The 17,884-nt window shown below is 31.9% G+C and carries 18 protein-coding genes; 1 reads left to right on the top strand and 17 read right to left on the bottom strand.

The window, feature by feature from the left end:
- Positions 1-258: 258 nt before the first annotated feature.
- The 16 genes from EQ029_RS06790 to cmk form a co-directional block, all read right to left on the bottom strand.
- Positions 259-957: a zinc metallopeptidase gene (locus EQ029_RS06790; RefSeq protein WP_029376682.1), complete on the bottom strand. Its 699-nt coding sequence runs from the start codon at positions 955-957 to the stop codon at positions 259-261.
- A gap of 44 nt (positions 958-1,001) precedes the next feature.
- Positions 1,002-1,601 carry a DUF1405 domain-containing protein gene (locus tag EQ029_RS06785; RefSeq protein WP_033079941.1) on the bottom strand — a complete coding sequence of 200 codons (600 nt, stop codon included), beginning with the start codon at positions 1,599-1,601 and terminating at the stop codon, positions 1,002-1,004.
- 22 nt (positions 1,602-1,623) lie between these two features.
- Positions 1,624-2,139, bottom strand: coding sequence for a YpiB family protein (locus EQ029_RS06780; protein WP_011275745.1), 516 nt, complete (start codon positions 2,137-2,139; stop codon positions 1,624-1,626).
- 35 nt (positions 2,140-2,174) lie between these two features.
- Positions 2,175-3,419, bottom strand: coding sequence for a tetratricopeptide repeat protein (locus EQ029_RS06775; RefSeq protein WP_033079942.1), 1,245 nt, complete (start codon positions 3,417-3,419; stop codon positions 2,175-2,177).
- A gap of 6 nt (positions 3,420-3,425) precedes the next feature.
- Positions 3,426-4,724, bottom strand: coding sequence for a 3-phosphoshikimate 1-carboxyvinyltransferase (aroA, locus tag EQ029_RS06770; protein ID WP_011275743.1), 1,299 nt, complete (start codon positions 4,722-4,724; stop codon positions 3,426-3,428).
- Between the two features lie 12 nt (positions 4,725-4,736).
- Complete coding sequence (gene aroB, locus EQ029_RS06765) at positions 4,737-5,801, bottom strand: 3-dehydroquinate synthase (protein WP_053020444.1); 1,065 nt, start codon at positions 5,799-5,801, stop codon at positions 4,737-4,739.
- Between the two features lie 32 nt (positions 5,802-5,833).
- The gene (gene aroC / locus EQ029_RS06760; protein WP_037558737.1) at positions 5,834-7,000 is read right to left on the bottom strand and encodes a chorismate synthase; all 1,167 of its coding nucleotides are present in this window, start codon (positions 6,998-7,000) and stop codon (positions 5,834-5,836) included.
- Positions 7,001-7,312: 312 nt separating this feature from the next.
- Positions 7,313-7,762 carry a nucleoside-diphosphate kinase gene (gene ndk / locus EQ029_RS06755; protein ID WP_016931256.1) on the bottom strand — a complete coding sequence of 150 codons (450 nt, stop codon included), beginning with the start codon at positions 7,760-7,762 and terminating at the stop codon, positions 7,313-7,315.
- A 147-nt stretch (positions 7,763-7,909) separates the two neighbouring features.
- Positions 7,910-8,866, bottom strand: coding sequence for a polyprenyl synthetase family protein (locus EQ029_RS06750; RefSeq protein WP_011275739.1), 957 nt, complete (start codon positions 8,864-8,866; stop codon positions 7,910-7,912).
- A 12-nt stretch (positions 8,867-8,878) separates the two neighbouring features.
- A complete protein-coding gene (locus tag EQ029_RS06745; protein WP_011275738.1) occupies positions 8,879-9,598 on the bottom strand; it encodes a demethylmenaquinone methyltransferase in 720 nt (239 codons plus the stop codon).
- Positions 9,591-10,178, bottom strand: coding sequence for a heptaprenyl diphosphate synthase component 1 (locus EQ029_RS06740; RefSeq protein ID WP_037558735.1), 588 nt, complete (start codon positions 10,176-10,178; stop codon positions 9,591-9,593). The genes EQ029_RS06745 and EQ029_RS06740 overlap by 8 nt, the downstream gene beginning before the upstream one ends.
- Positions 10,179-10,388: 210 nt before the next feature.
- Positions 10,389-10,661, bottom strand: a complete 273-nt coding sequence (locus EQ029_RS06735; RefSeq protein ID WP_011275733.1) for an HU family DNA-binding protein — start codon at positions 10,659-10,661, stop codon at positions 10,389-10,391.
- A 168-nt stretch (positions 10,662-10,829) separates the two neighbouring features.
- Positions 10,830-11,828, bottom strand: coding sequence for an NAD(P)H-dependent glycerol-3-phosphate dehydrogenase (locus EQ029_RS06730; RefSeq protein WP_011275732.1), 999 nt, complete (start codon positions 11,826-11,828; stop codon positions 10,830-10,832).
- Positions 11,829-11,843: 15 nt separating this feature from the next.
- Positions 11,844-13,154, bottom strand: a complete 1,311-nt coding sequence (der, locus tag EQ029_RS06725; protein WP_011275731.1) for a ribosome biogenesis GTPase Der — start codon at positions 13,152-13,154, stop codon at positions 11,844-11,846.
- A 224-nt stretch (positions 13,155-13,378) separates the two neighbouring features.
- Positions 13,379-14,557 (bottom strand): 30S ribosomal protein S1, encoded by a 1,179-nt coding sequence (rpsA, locus tag EQ029_RS06720; protein ID WP_011275730.1) that lies wholly within the window; start codon positions 14,555-14,557, stop codon positions 13,379-13,381.
- A gap of 311 nt (positions 14,558-14,868) precedes the next feature.
- Positions 14,869-15,525: a (d)CMP kinase gene (gene cmk / locus EQ029_RS06715; RefSeq protein ID WP_011275729.1), complete on the bottom strand. Its 657-nt coding sequence runs from the start codon at positions 15,523-15,525 to the stop codon at positions 14,869-14,871.
- Between the two features lie 75 nt (positions 15,526-15,600).
- Here cmk and EQ029_RS06710 point away from each other — a divergent pair, with 75 nt between their 5' ends.
- Positions 15,601-16,575, top strand: a complete 975-nt coding sequence (locus tag EQ029_RS06710; protein ID WP_011275728.1) for an asparaginase — start codon at positions 15,601-15,603, stop codon at positions 16,573-16,575.
- Positions 16,576-16,752: 177 nt separating this feature from the next.
- Here EQ029_RS06710 and ypdA read toward each other — a convergent pair whose 3' ends face one another.
- Positions 16,753-17,739: a bacillithiol disulfide reductase YpdA gene (gene ypdA / locus EQ029_RS06705; protein WP_011275727.1), complete on the bottom strand. Its 987-nt coding sequence runs from the start codon at positions 17,737-17,739 to the stop codon at positions 16,753-16,755.
- Positions 17,740-17,884: the final 145 nt, after the last annotated feature.

Genomic DNA, 17,884 nt, shown 5'->3' with positions numbered 1-17,884 from the left:
ATTTAGTATATATCATATTAAAAAATCATGCATTTTATGAATATAAAAAGAGCAGACTATATTTTAAATCATACTGCTATATTTAAAAAATAAAAAAGGAGCAGAACAGAATTCATCTTGAATTCATTGTTCTACTCTCTTATAAGGATATCTAAAGTTAAAAATTTTGGTACTTGAAAATTCATAGTTTTAAATAACTACTAAAAATTTAAAGTAGTTTTTAAAGCATTGATTTTTATACCTATAAACCTAACTTCATTAATTATCACTTGCTCTAGCGATTAGTATAATTCTTACTAGTTCTGCAACAGCTGTCGCAGTAGCAGCAACATAAGTCATTGCAGCGGCTGAAAGAACCTTTTTAGCATGTTTATATTCTTTTTCATTTACAATGTTTAATGCAGTTATTTGTTTCATTGCTCTTGAACTTGCGTCAAATTCAACAGGTAAAGTTACGATTGAGAATAAAACTGCAAGTGACATTAAGCCAGCACCAATCCATAAGGCTGTTGAGCCAAACGCACTACCCATAGCTGTTAAGATGATACCTAACATGATAATCATGTAACTTAATGAACTACCTAAATTAGCTAGTGGTACTAATGCACTTCTAAATCTTAAAAATGCATACCCTTGTTGATGTTGAATCGCATGTCCAACTTCGTGTGCAGCAATAGCTGTACCAGCTACTGAAGGTCTATCGAAGTTTGCAGGAGATAAACAAACAACTTTCTTTTTAGGATCGTAGTGGTCTGTTAAGAAACCTTCACCCTTTACTACATCTACATCATAAATACCATTTGCATGAAGTATTTCTTCTGCTACCTCGCGACCCGTTTTACCACTTGTTGATCTTACTTGCGCATATTTTTCATAGTTAGATTTTACTTTGTGTTGTGCCCACATAGGAATGAGCATAATAATGACGATATATATTATATAAGACATTATAGACAATAATTCCACTCTCCTTTAATCATATTCTACTGACTATCCTGTATTTAATCAAATAATTTAACCGATAAGATTTTTTGTAAATTATAATATAAACTTAGTGCAAAAACACTTAGCCAGAAAGCAATATAGCCTACTATCTCTTTGTGCTGTTCAATAAAATCATAGTAAGGATACTTATTTAAAACATAATCCATATAGTCATTGTTAAATACCCATATCATTGCCACTAATAGACCACTAATCCTAATTTTTAAACGAGGATAGAAATAAATGGCTTCAATCGCCATAATACCATGACTCATAATCAAAAAAACATTCATTATGGTAATGTTATGATCAAGATTAATCATGAGAATATTCATTATTACTGCCCAAAGTCCATATTTAAGTAAGGTTACGAATGCAAGCGCCTCTACAAATGGGATATGCTTATTAAAAATGAGACAAATAATAACAATACACAAAAAAAGTGAAGCGATTGGGCTATCTGGTATAAATGGCAAGAAATACCAAGGTGTTTTAGCTAATTGATCACCATACCAAATAAATCCATATAAGGTACCGAGTATGTTGCAAATAAGTAAAAAGATTAAGCAAGAGTGTCGATATAAGGTTAACTCCCACATCTGTTTTAATGTAAGCATGTGATTAAATTCCTTTGTGACTTTATCGGTTTTCAAGGACTTCTAAAATCTGTGTTAATTGGTAAAATTGTTCTCGATCATTAAGTTGTAAGCTTAAATCTATATTATGTCGTAAGTGCTCTACTAGAGAATGCACTCTTGTAGAATCGAGAGATAAATTATAAATTGTGTTTAGATAAGCCATGTACTGAGGAGAGTACATTAATTGATGAATAATTAAATCATTGAATCTAAAATCTATTGTGTGTTGGTCTGAAAAATGAATAAGAATATCGAAGTCGTTTTGGTGAGTTGTTACGTATTCGAATATCTCATTTGTATTGATAAGTAAGTGGTTATTTTTAACTAATCTAATTGCTGGTGCATCTGTATTTGTTAAAGCAAGTTCTAACGTTTTATGGTTAAATATTCTTTGATTTACAAAATGTACATGTTCAAGTAACTCGGTATGAGATTTAATATAATTTAAAATCCAGACGCTAATTCGTGATTTAAAATGATAATGAAACAAAGCATATTCAATATAACTTTGTTTCATTTGTGTAAGTGTTTGAGTCAAATGAATCACCTACATTAATAATCAAGACGATTGGCTTCTTCTTGCCATGTCTCATTACTAGGATCCATTTCTATTAATTGTTGTAATATTGTTTTCGCTTTTTCTTTATAACCGATTTCGATTAAATAATAGTAATAGTCACTTAAGAAAGCGCTTTGAGTTTTCATTGTAGGATAAGCTAGTTCAAAGAAATGTTGTGCTTCTTTATCACGTTCTTCTTGGCCAAATGCATGGGCTAAGTGCCACATGAATACGGGGTCCAAATCATCTTCATCCACATATGATAGCAATGCGATGATTGCTTCATAATCTTCTTCATTTCGGAACAAATCACTCAAAATTAATAAAGGTTCATGATAAGCATTGTCCACTTCAAGTGCTTGTTTTAGTAATTCAACACCTTCATTTGCATCACCATGTTCAATTTCTAAACTTCCTGTTGAAACCATCAATTCTTTATAAAATTGATTTAAACGTAACCCCTCTTTGCCTGTTTCAATGGCATCAGGATAATTTTTTTCATTTTCATAAAGTGATTGTAAATAGAAATATCCTTGAATAAAATCGGGATCTTTCGATAGAAGGTTTTTTGTAATTTTAATGGCTTCATGAGTGATATCATTTTTTTCATACGCGATTGCTTTTTTGAAGAAATCTTCAGAAGTCATTTCATCTTCATTAATTTCATCATATAGATTAATCGCATCACTATAGTTACCACTTTGTAATGCACAATCTGCCATACGAGCAAATAAATTAATACCATTCACTTCGTATTCACCCGTACCTAATACGACTTCATATTCACGTGTGGCACGCAAGTACTGACCATCAAAATATAGCATCTCAGCTAATGCGAAATGGATGATTGGATCATTTGGCTCTAATTCCCTAGCTTCAATCAACTTATCAATGGCAACTTCTGTCATATTAATTTGCTGATATAAATCAGCCTCTAACATTAATTTTTCTGTTGATATTGCTACTTGACTTAAATATTCTAATGCTTCATCAGTTTGATTCTCTGACATTAGACCTTCAATAAAATATATAAGTAATTCACTTTCATCTGGATATTTATGATATAAAGTTCTAAATACCTCTAGACCTTGAGGTGTTAAACCAAAATTATATAGGGTTTCACCAAGAATAAATAATGCATCGTCATTATTAGAAGTTAAAGCATCATTTACACGAGAATCTAAATTATCTAATTTTTGAAGATTGATATCGTCTATTAATTTATAGATATCTTCCATACTGTTTTATCCCTCATTTTCTAAAAGCATTAATTTAGGAAGGAAACCTGGGAACGATACATTTACTGCATCAAACTGACGGATATTCAGTGGTTTATCACTTAATAATGATGCAATAGCTAACATCATCCCTATTCGGTGATCTGTTAAACTATCTACGGTTGCCGATTTTTTAAATTCTGAAGGATGAATAATAAGTCCGTCATCAGTGGGTTGCAATTCAAACCCCAATAAACCGAGCATATCTGCAGTCGTATCAATTCGATTAGTTTCTTTCACTTTTAATTCTTCTGCATCTTTAATAATACTAGTACCACTTGCTTGTGTACACAATAGTGCAATAATTGGTAACTCGTCAATAGCTTTTGGAACTATGTCACCTTCAATAAGAACAGGTTTTAAGTTTGGTGTGTATTTAACACGGATTGATGCAGTAGGTTCTGATGTATCTGTGATATTTAAACATTCAATATTTCCTTCCATTTGTTTAACGATATCTATAATACCTGAACGAGTCGGATTGATGCCAACATTATGAATTGTAATATCACTACCAGGAGTAATAAGTGCCGCCACTATAAAGAATGCTGCTGAAGAGATATCACCAGGCACATAAAAATCTTTAGCTTTTATATGTTCGATAGCATTTGGTTGAGTAGTAATTTCTTTACCAGAAATGCTAATCGGAATATTAAACTGTTCAAACATTGTTTCAGTATGATTTCGACTTACATCTAACTCAGTAATTTTAGAACTGTCATTAGAAAATAGACTTGCAAACAATAATGCACTTTTGACTTGTGCACTGGCTACTTCCATTTTATAGGTAATACCATTAATTGAAGCGGGTTTTATAATTAATGGTGTAAAATTATCATCGATGCCTGTAATATTAGCCCCCATTAATCTGAGTGGCTTCATTACTCTATCCATAGGTCGCTTACCTATTGAAGCATCACCGGACAAAACGCAATTTAGATTGAGCCCACTTAGTAAACCAGCTAATAATCGTGTTGTAGTACCAGAATTTCCAGTATATAGTGTTTGATGTGGTGTTTTAAATTTATTATAACCAGGTGAATCAACTATAATCTTTTCTTCAGCAAGCTCTATGTTAACACCTAATAATTTAAATATTTCTATTGTGCGTAAACAATCTTCTCCCAAAAGAGGCTTATATATAGTCGATTGACCAGTTGCTAAAGACGCCAACATAATCGCTCGATGGGTCATTGACTTGTCTCCGGGCACTTCAATTTCTCCAATTAAAGGCCCCTTTATATCTATCATTTGCTCATTTGACATACTGTAATCCACCTACTTTAATACTAGTTGTAAATCGTTAAATGCTTTTATTAATATAGTTTTTTCAACGTGACATACTCGTGGTTTTCCAAGTTCTTCAAGTAATACCATTTGAATACCTTCACCATTATTTTTCTTGTCAGTTAACATATAGTGATACATATCATCAAAGTTTAATTGCTGAACAATTTGAACTGGATAATGAAGTTTCTTTAAATAGTTAGCATAATACGAGATGTCGAATTGTGTATCGAGTAAAATATTAGCCACTATAAATTGGTAAATGATTCCAATCATAACAGCATGACCATGTGGTATTTTAGTCTTGTACTCAACGGCATGACCGAAAGTATGTCCTAAATTTAAATACTTTCGCATATTGTGCTCTTTTTCATCTTTAATGATGACGTTTAGTTTAGCTTTAATTCCTTTGAAGATAAACTGATCTATATCATTCAAAGATTGTAGTTTTTCTTTTGTGGAGAAGTGTTTTTCAATGTCATCTACTGCAACTTGACCTGTTAATAGTGCATGTTTATAAACTTCAGCATACCCACTTAGTATTTCGTCATAAGGCAATGTTGCTAAGAAATTTAAATCGTATATCACAGCTTTTGGTCTATAAAATGCGCCAATTAAATTTTTACCGTGAATGGAATTAATCCCTACTTTACCTCCCACGCTAGAGTCATGGGCAAGTATTGTTGTAGGTACTTGTATGAAATCAACACCTCTTAATAAAGATGAAGCAAGAAATCCAGTGAAATCTCCAGTAGCACCGCCACCTATCGCAACTAAACAAGTATTACGTGTTAAATTGTATTCAAGAAGGTGCTCTAGCGTTTGTTGATAATGTTCAAACGACTTCATCTTCTCACCAGCTGGAACTATTATCTTATATATGTGTGTTGATTCAAGAAATGGCATAAACTTAGTTTTAAAGTTAAAATCGACGTATTCATCAATGATAAGAAACACTTTATCATAGTCTTGTATATATTCAGATAACTCCTCGAAAGCATTATGTTCAACTATAATTGGATAATTATTATTTGGATAGGTTGTTTGTAATTGCATATGAAATACCTCGTTCCTTACCTAATATTTTACTAGAATTCAATATTAAGGCGTCTTCGTTCATCAATTTGGGCTTTTAGCTGATCGATATGATTGGATTGAAACTCTTCTGTAATGGCTTTAGCAACTTCAAAAGCAACAACATGTTCACAAACAACACTTGCTGCAGGCACTGCACAACTGTCAGAACGTTCAATCGTGGCTTTAAAGTCTTCTTTAGTATTAATATCAACGGAATTAAGTGGTTTATATAAAGTAGGAATTGGCTTCATAACACCATTAACAATAATCGGCATACCATTTGTCATTCCACCTTCAAAGCCACCTAAATGATTGGAGCCTCTATAGAATCCAATTTCATTATCATATAAAATTTCGTCTTGAATTTCGCTACCTGGTTTTTCAGCAGCTTTAAATCCTTCACCGTAGCTTACTCCTTTAAATGCGTTAATACTTACAACACCTTGTGCTATACGACCATCTAATTTACGATCATATTGCACATAACTACCGACTGCAACAGGCATATTTTCAACCATAACTTGAACAACACCACCAATGGAATCGCCATCTTTTTTAGCAGCATCAATTTTATCTCTCATTTTTTGAGCGATCGTTTCATCAATTACACGTACGTCATTCTTATCAATATTTTGTTTGAATGTTTCAGTATCATATAAACCTTCATCTTTAATACCACCAATTTCAACAACACGACTATACATGTGAATGTCTAATTGTTCTAGAAGAATTTTAGATACTGCACCTACTGCAACACGTGCTGCTGTCTCTCGAGCCGATGAACGTTCTAAAACATTTCTTAAATCTCTATGATTATATTTCATACCACCGATTAAATCTGCGTGTCCAGGACGGGGTTTTGTAATCGTACGTTTCATATTATCTCTTTCTTCATCAGAAATAGGCTCAATTCCCATAATATTTCTCCAATGTGTGAAATCATCATTTGTGACAACAATCGTAATTGGACTACCAAGTGTATATCCATTTCTGACTCCTGATACAATCTCTACTGCATCTTTTTCAATTTGCATACGACGTCCTCTACCGTAGCCACCTTGACGTTTAAACATTTCTTTATTAATATCTTCCGCTTTAATTTCTAAATTAGCAGGTACACCTTCAATAATTACTGTTAATTGAGGACCATGTGATTCTCCAGATGTTAAATATCTCATGAGAATACGCTCCTTTCCCTTTACTACGTTAAATTGTGATATGTGTTATCATATCACATTCAACCTTATAACATAACTAGTGTGTTACAGTTATTTTTTAATTTATTAGAATATTTTAATAATTATCAAACGATAGATTAGTGATTTAATATTCAAATTAAAAAAAGAAGGTAGGACAGAATTCATTTTGAATTCATTGTCCTACCTTTAAAATGTTGACTAAAAAGATATATGCTTGATTTAAGAGATTACTTATTTCAATCAACTAAAGCCAATTTGAATTGTAAACTCTTAATAAAATATTTCAATTTACTATTCGTATAACCAAGTATCTCTAGGTGCTTCGTAGCTACTTAATTCCTCTTCTTTGAACCATAAATTAATCTCTCTTTGTGCTGATTCAACTGAATCAGAACCATGAATTACGTTTCTTCCTACTGTTAAACCTAAATCTCCTCTTATAGAACCTGGCGTAGCTTCAGAAGGATTTGTTTTACCTATAATATGTCTTGATACATCTACAGCGTCTTCACCTTCGACAACCATTGCAAAAACAGGTGCTGAAGTAATAAATGAAATTAATTTACCATAGAATGGCTTGTCAGTATGTTCGGAATAGTGTTCTTCAGCTAGAGCTTGAGGAACTGTCATTAATTTAGCACCGACAAGTTTTAACCCTTTTCTTTCAATACGTGAAATAATTTCTCCCACTAAATTACGTTGTACTGCATCTGGTTTAATCATTAAGAAAGTTCTTTCCATCGTAATTGATCCCCCTGTGAATTAAGTCTGATTAATATAAGACTTAAAATATAAATGTTTATTTATGTATAGTAATTTTGTGTAACAAACAACCTGCTACTATTTAATAGTAACAGGTTGTTAAAGCGCTTTCAATATTTTTTCATTCTAAACACTACGTGATCCCATTTTCTTTATTAATTTAATAAAAAGACTTTGAGCATTGGGTTCATCAAGTTCATCAATTAACTTAAGCGCCTTAGCTAAATATTTATCACTAATTGCTTTTGATTCTTTAATACTATAAGAATTTCTAATCTGTTCAATTAGAGGTTTAAACTCTTGAGATTCAGATTGATGATTTAGTGCAGCAATTTTTTTCTTAAATGACGTATCTTTTTTCATTTCAAGTAATACTGGTAACGTTATATGTCCATTCATTAAATCGCTACCAACTGGTTTGCCAAGTTTCTTTTCAGTGCTAGTGAAATCCAAAATATCATCTACTATTTGGAAACTCATACCAATATAATGACCTATCATTTTAAGTTTTCGAATAGTTTCATCATTAGCTTCTGAAGTAATTGCTCCTACTTCAGTTGCTAGCTGAATTAATAAAGCTGTTTTTCTATTGATACGTCTCAGATAGTTAGTAATACTTTGTTCGCTATTAAATTGATCTTGAAATTGGAATAACTCACCAAGTCCAACATTTACAATTGAATTTGAAATTATATGATGAATTCGATTGTCACGAATTTCAGATAAATGTTCCAGTCCTAATGCTAGTAGAAAGTTTCCAGTTAGTATTGCAGTAGTAACATCCCATTTCTTTACTATGGTTAATCGTCCACGTCGTTTGTCACTCTTATCTATGACATCATCATGAACGAGCGTTGCCATATGAATTAACTCTAATGCAACTGCAACGCGATACGTGTCTTCTGTTTTCTTTTGTGGACCGAATTGACTACTTAATATAACAAATGCAGGTCTAACTCTTTTACCTCCTGAAGAAAGCAAATGTGATGAGGCTTCACGTAATATCGGATCATTGCTTTCGATAGCTTTTTGAAGGCGTTTTTCTACATTTTTTATCTCGCTATTCATGTTTAACTTTGCCACGTTAATCACCTTTTATTTAGTCGAACTTTTTTGTTTATAGCCTAGATGCATTGCAGCAACGCCACCTGTAAAGCTACGAATTTTAATTTTATTAAAGCCAGCTTGTTCAAATAATTGTTTTAACTTATCCTTGTCTGGAAAATCGAACGTAGATTGTTGTAACCATTCATATTCTTCTTTTGATTTGGCAAATAATTTACCAAATACTGGCATTACAAATTTAAAGTACAATTTATAAACTTGTTTAAACACAGGCATTGTTGGTTGACTTGTTTCCAGACAAACAATCATTCCACCTGGCTTTAAGACTCTGTTCATTTCTTTTAATGCAACTAAATAATCAGGTACGTTACGTAGACCGAAACCAATAGTTACATAATCAAATGAATTATCTTCAAACGGTAAATTCATTGCATCGCCATGTACTAAATGAATATTGTTCATGTGTTTAGTTTTTTCTTTACCAACTTCTAACATGTTTTCACTAAAGTCTAAACCCGTCACCTCACCATGTGCACCAACTGCTTTACTTAAGGCTATTGTCCAATCAGCGGTACCACAACAAACATCAAGTGCTTTACTACCAACTTTAACGTGCATATCTTTCATTACATGTTTACGCCATACTTTGTGTTGTTCGAAACTAATTATGTTATTTAAACGATCATATTTACTTGAAATATTTTGAAAGACTGTATGAACTTGTTCTTTTTTTGCATTATTTTCAGTCATTAATATTACCTCTACTTTTCTCTATATAACTTTGATTGATATCTTTTAAAAACTGATGTACATCAGCGGCTTGATACATTTTAAGGTAAGGTGGATAGTAATCATCAACCTCAGGAATTAATTTTTGATACAAATTTAAAGGAGTTACTTGTTCTTTACTGAAATGAGACAAAGTTATATATGGGAAGATTGTTTCTATTTCAATAATTGCATCATAGATATCTTCAGTTTCTATTACTTGATGATGTAATGATGATTTTAATTCATTAGATTTAACGATTGCTTTACTCATTGCTAATTGAAAAGTTGAATCATTTATTTCAGCTAACAACGTATAAAAATGAGCACTTAGCAAATCACCAATCAAAATAGATTTCTTTGACTTTTGATTTTGAGTAATTTCATCAAGATGTTTCATTGAAGTATCGATAGTGAGGCAAGCAAGTTTAGCATTCTCAGGAATATCATAACAATCTAATAATCCACCCAATCTAGAGTTTATGTTAATAGCTTCATAGTCATGAATTCCCGTAAGCTTATGATTAATTTGTCTATTTAATTTGCTTATAGTTCTTTCCATGTTCACACCTCACGTTATTATCACTATACATCTTAACATTATATGAATAAAAATAAAATATAGCGACTTAACGTTACAATTACTTTATTTATTGAATTGAAAAGCTATTAAGGAATAACAACTTATATAATATAGTAATAAATTATATGCATTAATTCTCTATAATGATTTATGTATAAAAAAAAGCCCTTTATAGGGCTTTTAAGTAAATTATTTAACAGCATCTTTTAATGCTTTACCAGCTTTAAATGCTGGAACTTTACTTGCAGGAATTTCAATTTCTTTACCTGTTTGAGGGTTACGACCTTTACGTGCAGCACGTTCACGAACCTCAAAGTTTCCGAAACCAATTAATTGAACTTTTTCACCTTTAGAAAGTGATTGTTGGATTGATTCGAAAACAGCATCTACAGCTGAACCAGCTTCTTTTTTAGTTAAATCAGCTTGTTCTGCAACTGCATTAATTAAATCAGTTTTATTCATTACGAGTTCACCTCCAGATGAATGATAATGATATCTTTATATCATTATGCTATGACTTTAACACAACAATTAATGTTACCGCAATAATTTATGCACTTAAAACACTGAAATATCAGTATTTTATGTACAAATCTGCGAAAAATTTTTGATAATGAGTAATATTACACTTTATTCAGATTTTTTATCTCTTCCCATTAAATCTTTAACACTGTCTTTAACCGGATTATCTTCGAATAAAACCTTGTAAAGTGCATTAGTTATAGGCATATCAACATTTTGTTGTTTAGCTAAATGGTATACAGAATTAGTAGTATAAATCCCTTCTACTACCATATTCATTTCATTTAAAGCTTCATCCATTGTTTGGCCTTGTCCTAATTTAAATCCTAAAGTGTAATTACGTGAATGCGTTGATGTACAAGTAACAATTAGATCTCCAATACCACCAAGACCTAAAAATGTCATTGGATCAGCACCTAATTTTTCACCTAATCGGCTTATTTCAGCTAAACCTCGTGTCATTAAAGCAGCTTTAGCATTATCACCATAGCCCATGCCTGCTACAATACCACTTGCAACTGCAATTATATTTTTTAATGCTCCTCCTAGTTCAACACCGACTAAATCATTATTAGTGTATACACGTAAATAATCATTCATAAATAAATCTTGAATCAGTTTACTAACTTTTTCATCTTTTGATGATGCGGCGACTGTAGTTGGTTGTTTAATCACTACTTCTTCTGCGTGACTAGGACCTGATAAAACCCCGATACCACCATTGTGATCTTCTGAAATTGAATCTTCAATCATTTCTGAAACACGTTTGAATGTATCATTTTCTATACCTTTTGCAACATGAATAAAAGTTTTCTTAGAATCAATTAAACTATCAATTTCACTTGTAACTTCGCGCATTGCTTTAGTTGGTAGAGCCATTAAATATATATCAGTAAAATTCGCGGCTTCTTTAATATCACTAGTTGCTTTAATTCTACTATCTAAAACGACATCTTTTAAATAACGTTTATTTTGATGGTGATCATTTAATTCTTTCACACTATCTTCATTTTTTCCCCACATTAAAACAGTATGTCCATTTTCAGCTAATACATTAGCTAATGCAGTACCAAAACTTCCCATACCAAAAACAGTAATTTTAGTCATAGTTTTAACTCCTTCTTAGTTTCTTCTTCTTGGAATGATGTGAATAGGTGTTCCTTCAAAACCAAATGCATGACGGATTTGATTTTCAAGGTAACGTTTGTAAGAAAAATGCATTAGTTCGACATCATTAACGAATACAACAAATGTTGGAGGCTCGTTAGCTACTTGAGTAGTATAGAATACATTTAAACGACGGCCTTTATCTGTTGGAGTAGGATTCATAGATATAGCATCAGTGACAACTTCATTTAAAGTAGAACTTTGAACACGTTTTTTATGGTTTTCGCTTGCTTCATTAATATATGGGAATAGCGTGCGTAAACGAGTGCCTTCCTTAGCAGAAACAAAAGCAATTTGAGCATAATCTAAAAATTGGAATTGATTTCTGACATCATCAGCAAATTTCTTCATTGTGTTACTATCTTTGTCAACTGTGTCCCATTTATTCACTACAATGACAACTGCTTTACCTTCTTCGTGAGCATATCCTGCAACACGTTTATCTTGCTCGATTATACCTTCCTCAGCATCGATTACAATCAAGACTACATTAGATCGCTCAATTGCTTTAAGTGCACGTAGTACTGAATATTTTTCAGTTGATTCGTACACTTTTCCTTTTTTACGCATACCTGCTGTATCTATTAAAACATAATCTTGTCCATCATAACTGTATTCGGTATCTACAGCATCTCTAGTAGTTCCGGCAACATTTGATACAATAACACGATCTTCACCAAGAATTGCATTTACTAAACTAGATTTTCCTACATTAGGGCGACCGATTATTGATAGCCTTATAGTATCTTCATCATATGAATCTTCAGTTTCTTCGTCAAAGTGCTTAACTACCTCATCTAATAGATCCCCTAAACCTAAGCCGTGTGATCCTGATATTGGATATGGATCTCCAAAACCTAATGAGTAAAAGTCAAAAATGTCATTTCTCATCTCAGGGTTATCTACTTTATTAACAGCCAATACAACAGGCTTTTTAGATTTATATAGCATCTGTGCAACCATTTCATCACTTTGGGTTAAACCTTCTCGAACATTAACCATAAAGATAATGACATCTGCTTCATCAATTGCGATTTCAGCTTGTGCTCTTATTTGGGTTTGAAATGGAGCATCTCCTATTTCTATTCCACCAGTATCAATAATATTAAATTCATGTGTTAACCATTCGCCTGATGAATAAATTCTATCACGTGTAACACCAGGTGTGTCTTCGACAATTGAAACACGTTCACCTACTACTCTATTAAATATTGTAGATTTCCCTACATTAGGCCTACCTACAATAGCTACAATAGGTTTCGTCATAAGCTAACTTCCTCTCTTTCTAAAATCTCTATAATTTTATCATATGACCTACTTATTTCAAACAAAGTATGTAAGTTAAGCAAAAATATGGTTTTTAAAACAATAAATCTCGCTACATTTCATAATTTAATTACCATTATGATCCATTAAATTGTGAGAAAATGAAAATTCCCAATTAAAGTCTTAAACTTTAATTGGGAATGAGTTTGTATGATAACTTGAGATTAAAATTTTAAGTCTTTAAATTTATCGCCAAAGACATCACCTAATGTTGGATTGTCTTCAATTGAATCATTACTTAAATAAGATTGAGTTGTAGCATCATCGCTCTCAACAACGTCTTCTTTAGGTAATGTAGCTTTAATTGAAAGTGAGATACGTTCATTTTCTTCATCTATACCTAAAATTTTAACATTAACTTGTTGTCCTGGCTCAAGTTTTTCACCTGGTGTGCCAATATGTTCATGAGCAATTTCTGAAATATGCACTAAACCTTGAACACCTGGAGCAATTTCAACGAAAGCACCGAAGTTAGCTAAACGCACAACTTTACCTTCAATAACATCATCTTCATGAAATTGTCCTTTAATGCTTTCAAATGGTGTAGGTAAAGTATCTTTGATAGAAAGTGAAATACGTTCAGCATCTTTTTCTACAGACTTAACTTTTACATCTACCTCTTGACCTACAGAAACTACATCTTCTGGAGAATCAACATGTTCATGTGATAATTCAGAAACGTGGACTAAACCATCTACGCCACCGATATCAACAAAAGCACCAAAGTTAGTTAGACGAGCAACTTTACCTTTAATAACATCACCAGCATTAAGTGATTCTAATAAAGAAGCTTTTTTCACATCATTTTCAGCTTGCTCTACTGCTTTACGGCTTAAAATGACTCTATTATTTTCAGGATCTAATTCTTCTACTTTAATGCGAATAGTTTGTCCATCGAATACAGAGAAATCTTCAATGAAATCAGTTGAAATTAGTGAAGCTGGTACAAAACCGCGTTGACCTACATCTACAACCAGGCCACCTTTAACTACTTCTGTAACTTTAGCCTCAATAATTTCGTCATTATCAAGTTTTTCTTGTAAATATTCATATGATTTTTCAGTTTCAAGTTGACGTTTTGAAAGAATATACACACCTGAGTCATTTTCTTCATCAACTTCGATTTTAGTAACATATGCTTCAATTTCATCACCTTGTTTAACTACCTCACTTGGGTTCTCAATATGATGAGTTGAAAGTTGGCTAATTGGAATGATTCCATTGAATTTGCCACCATTAATATGAACTACGACTTGTTTGTCTTCAACTTGTTGAACCTCACCAGTGACTTTGTCACCTTCTTTAATATCATTAATCATTGATTCATTGAATTCTTCAGTCATCTTGTTTGCCTCCTTATACACTACATACATATAACATCTTATAAACCAGTAGAATTGTCAAGAAATTCCCCTTTAGTTTCATAAGTTCTTAAAAAAATTATCAATTATTAAAATTATAAAATGAAAATTTAACTAATTTATAACTTTTGAAAATTTATAATTTTTATACGAACTAAATATATGCTATACGATTAAAAAAGTGCTTAATAGTTACCACTTTTAATTATATAGAATAAAAATAGCTATTTAAAATAATTCGCACTTTAAACTTAGTTAAATACGAATCACTCTAAATAGCTGTCCTTATTTGTCTAAATATTGTTAACCAAAGTCATTATTTCTTCAGTTACTTCTTCAATCGTTTTACCAGTTGTATCCACTGTGACGGCGTCATCAGCTTTTTTTAAAGGTGAAATGTCCCGATTCATATCGTAATGATCTCTTTCTTCTATTTCTTTTTTTAATTGTGATAATGTTGATGGGATACCTCGTTGTTCATTTTCTTTTTGACGTCTTTCAGCTCTTTCTTCAACTGAAGCGATCATAAACACTTTTAATTCTGCATCTGGTAATACTACTGTGCCAATATCTCGGCCATCCATAACAATTCCTTTTTTAGCTGCTAGATCTTTCTGCTTTTCAACTGCAAATGTTCTAACAGGTTCTTTAGAAGCAACATAAGATACATTTTGAGTTACATCATTTTCTCTTAAAAAATCAGTGACGTCTTGATTATCTAATAAAATTCGTTGTCCTTTACTTTTGTCATAGGTTAATTCCAACGTCGTTTGATTAACGAGTGTTTTAAAATCCTCTGGTTTGTCATTTTGAAGATATTTATAAGTAATCGCACGGTACATTGCACCTGTATCAACGTAAATCATAGACAATTTACTAGCTACTTGTCGTGCAATAGTACTTTTACCTGCAGCTGCAGGACCATCCAAGGCAATATTTATTAAGTCCATATTATTTATCCTTCCTTGTTGTTTTATTTGTATTATTTTATCATAAATATGTAAATTAAAAATAGGAGGAACGAAATGAAAAGATTATTAGTTATACATACTGGTGGCACAATAAGTATGTCGCAAAACCAATTTAGTCAGGTAGTAACAAATGATGTAAATCCAATATCTCTTCATAGAGACATTATTGGCCAATACGCTAATGTTGATGAAATTCATCCATTTAATATTCCGTCTCCTCATATAACGATTCAAAATGTCGAGAAGTTGAGAAATATAATTATTGAAGCTAATAAGACAGGTAAATATGATGGTTTTGTAGTTACACATGGTACTGATACTCTTGAAGAGACCGCATACCTTTTAGATTTATTATTAGACATTAGATGTCCTGTGGTTATAACTGGTGCAATGAGATCTTCTAATGAAATTGGTTCCGATGGATTATATAATTTCATTTCATCAATTCGTGTAGCCTCTTCTAGTGATGCAAATGACAAAGGCGTTATGGTCGTATTCAATGATGAAATACATACTGCTAGAAATGTAACGAAGACGCATACTTCTAATATCAATACCTTCCAAAGTCCAAATCAAGGACCATTAGGAATATTAACTAAAGATAATGTTCAATTCTATAATCAACCTTATAAACAACAGTCATTTAAAATAATAAATTATCAGTTGAAAGTACCATTGATAAAAGCTTATATGGGCATGGAAAGTGACATATTTAATTTTTATGCGCAACAAAACGTAGATGGTATCGTCATTGAAGCTTTAGGCCAAGGAAATTTACCTCCAAGTTGCTTGAAAGGTGTCCAAACTTGTTTAGATAATAATATACCTATTGTGTTAGTTTCTAGATCTTTTAATGGGATTGTAAGTCCAGTATATGCCTATGAAGGTGGTGGCTTTCAATTAGCGAATAAAGGTTTAATATTTTCAAATGGATTAAATGGTCCTAAAGCAAGACTTAAGTTACTAATTGGCCTAAGTAATCAACTCAATATTGTCGAATTAAAAAATTATTTTGAAAAACAAAATTAATTACAAGATTTTAGAAAAATAATGTAATTTAATTGGTTTTGCTTGAGAAGTTACTACTTAGTAATCTTTTTGAATCATCTTAATTTATCTTCATAAGGATGATAAGAGCTGAGAAGACACTAATGTTGCGTCGTTCTCAGCTCTTATTAACTATACCGCTGTTTTATACTTCTGTCCTTAACTTTCAAGTGGTGTTTGCTTTTTGCTTAAAATACTTTGAGTAATAATTCCGCCATGATATTTACCATTTTCAATAAAGATTGCATTATTATCATTACCTGCAGCAATTACGCCAGCAATATAGCAATTCTCAACATTTGTCTCAAAAGTTTCTTTGTTATGAACTGGAGCAGTTCCATATTCATTTGTATTAATTTCAATTCCAATAGATTCTAAGAAGTCGTAATCAGGGTGATACCCTATCATTGCAAATACATGATCATTAGGTATCTCTGTAACTTTACCGTTCTTTTCATAAATCACGCTATTCTCTGTTATTTCAGTAACGTTCGCATTGAACTCCATAGTGATTTTTTCATGATTGACTAATGATTCAAAATTTGGCAATATCCATGGTTTAATGGCAGCTGAATATCGATCACCTCTGTATAGTACAGTTACATTTGCACCAGCTTTTTCTAATTCTAATGCAGCGTCAACAGCAGAATTTTTACCACCTATGACAGTAACATCTAAATTAAAAAATGGGTGTGCTTCTTTAAAATAATGTTGTACTTTAGGAAGTTCTGCTCCTTTAACCTCTAACTTATTATGTTGACCATAATAACCGGTTGCAACAGTTAAAAATTTACACTCATAAACATCTTTAGTAGTTGTTATAGTGAATTTATTGTCAATTTTTTTAACAGTGAGTACTTCTTCAAATGCACGAACATTTAACTGATGATGTTTAACAACTTCTCTATAATATACTAGTGCTTGATTTCGTCGAGGTTTACTTTCTTCGACGATAAAAGGAATATCACCGATACTTAATTTATCACTAGATGAGAAAAATGTTTGGTGTGTTGGATATTTATATATAGCATCTACAACATTCCCTTTTTCGATGACTAATGTATCAATACCCTTTCTTTTTTGTTCAATAGCAGCACTTAAACCGCATGGGCCTCCGCCGATAATAATACTTTCTATGCTTTGCATGTCATTGGCCTCCTTTAATCACCCATATATTATAGCAGTTGTTTCGCTATTTCTAAATAGAATAGCACTCACAATATTTATATAAAATTAAAATTATATGTGCATTGAAACAAAAGAGACTGAAACAATTTTGTTTCAGTCTCTT

Source organism: Staphylococcus haemolyticus (genome assembly GCF_006094395.1).
GTDB classification, from domain to species: domain Bacteria; phylum Bacillota; class Bacilli; order Staphylococcales; family Staphylococcaceae; genus Staphylococcus; species Staphylococcus haemolyticus.
Note: the sequence above shows the minus strand (reverse complement) of the source record. Positions and strands in the feature narration are given on the sequence as shown.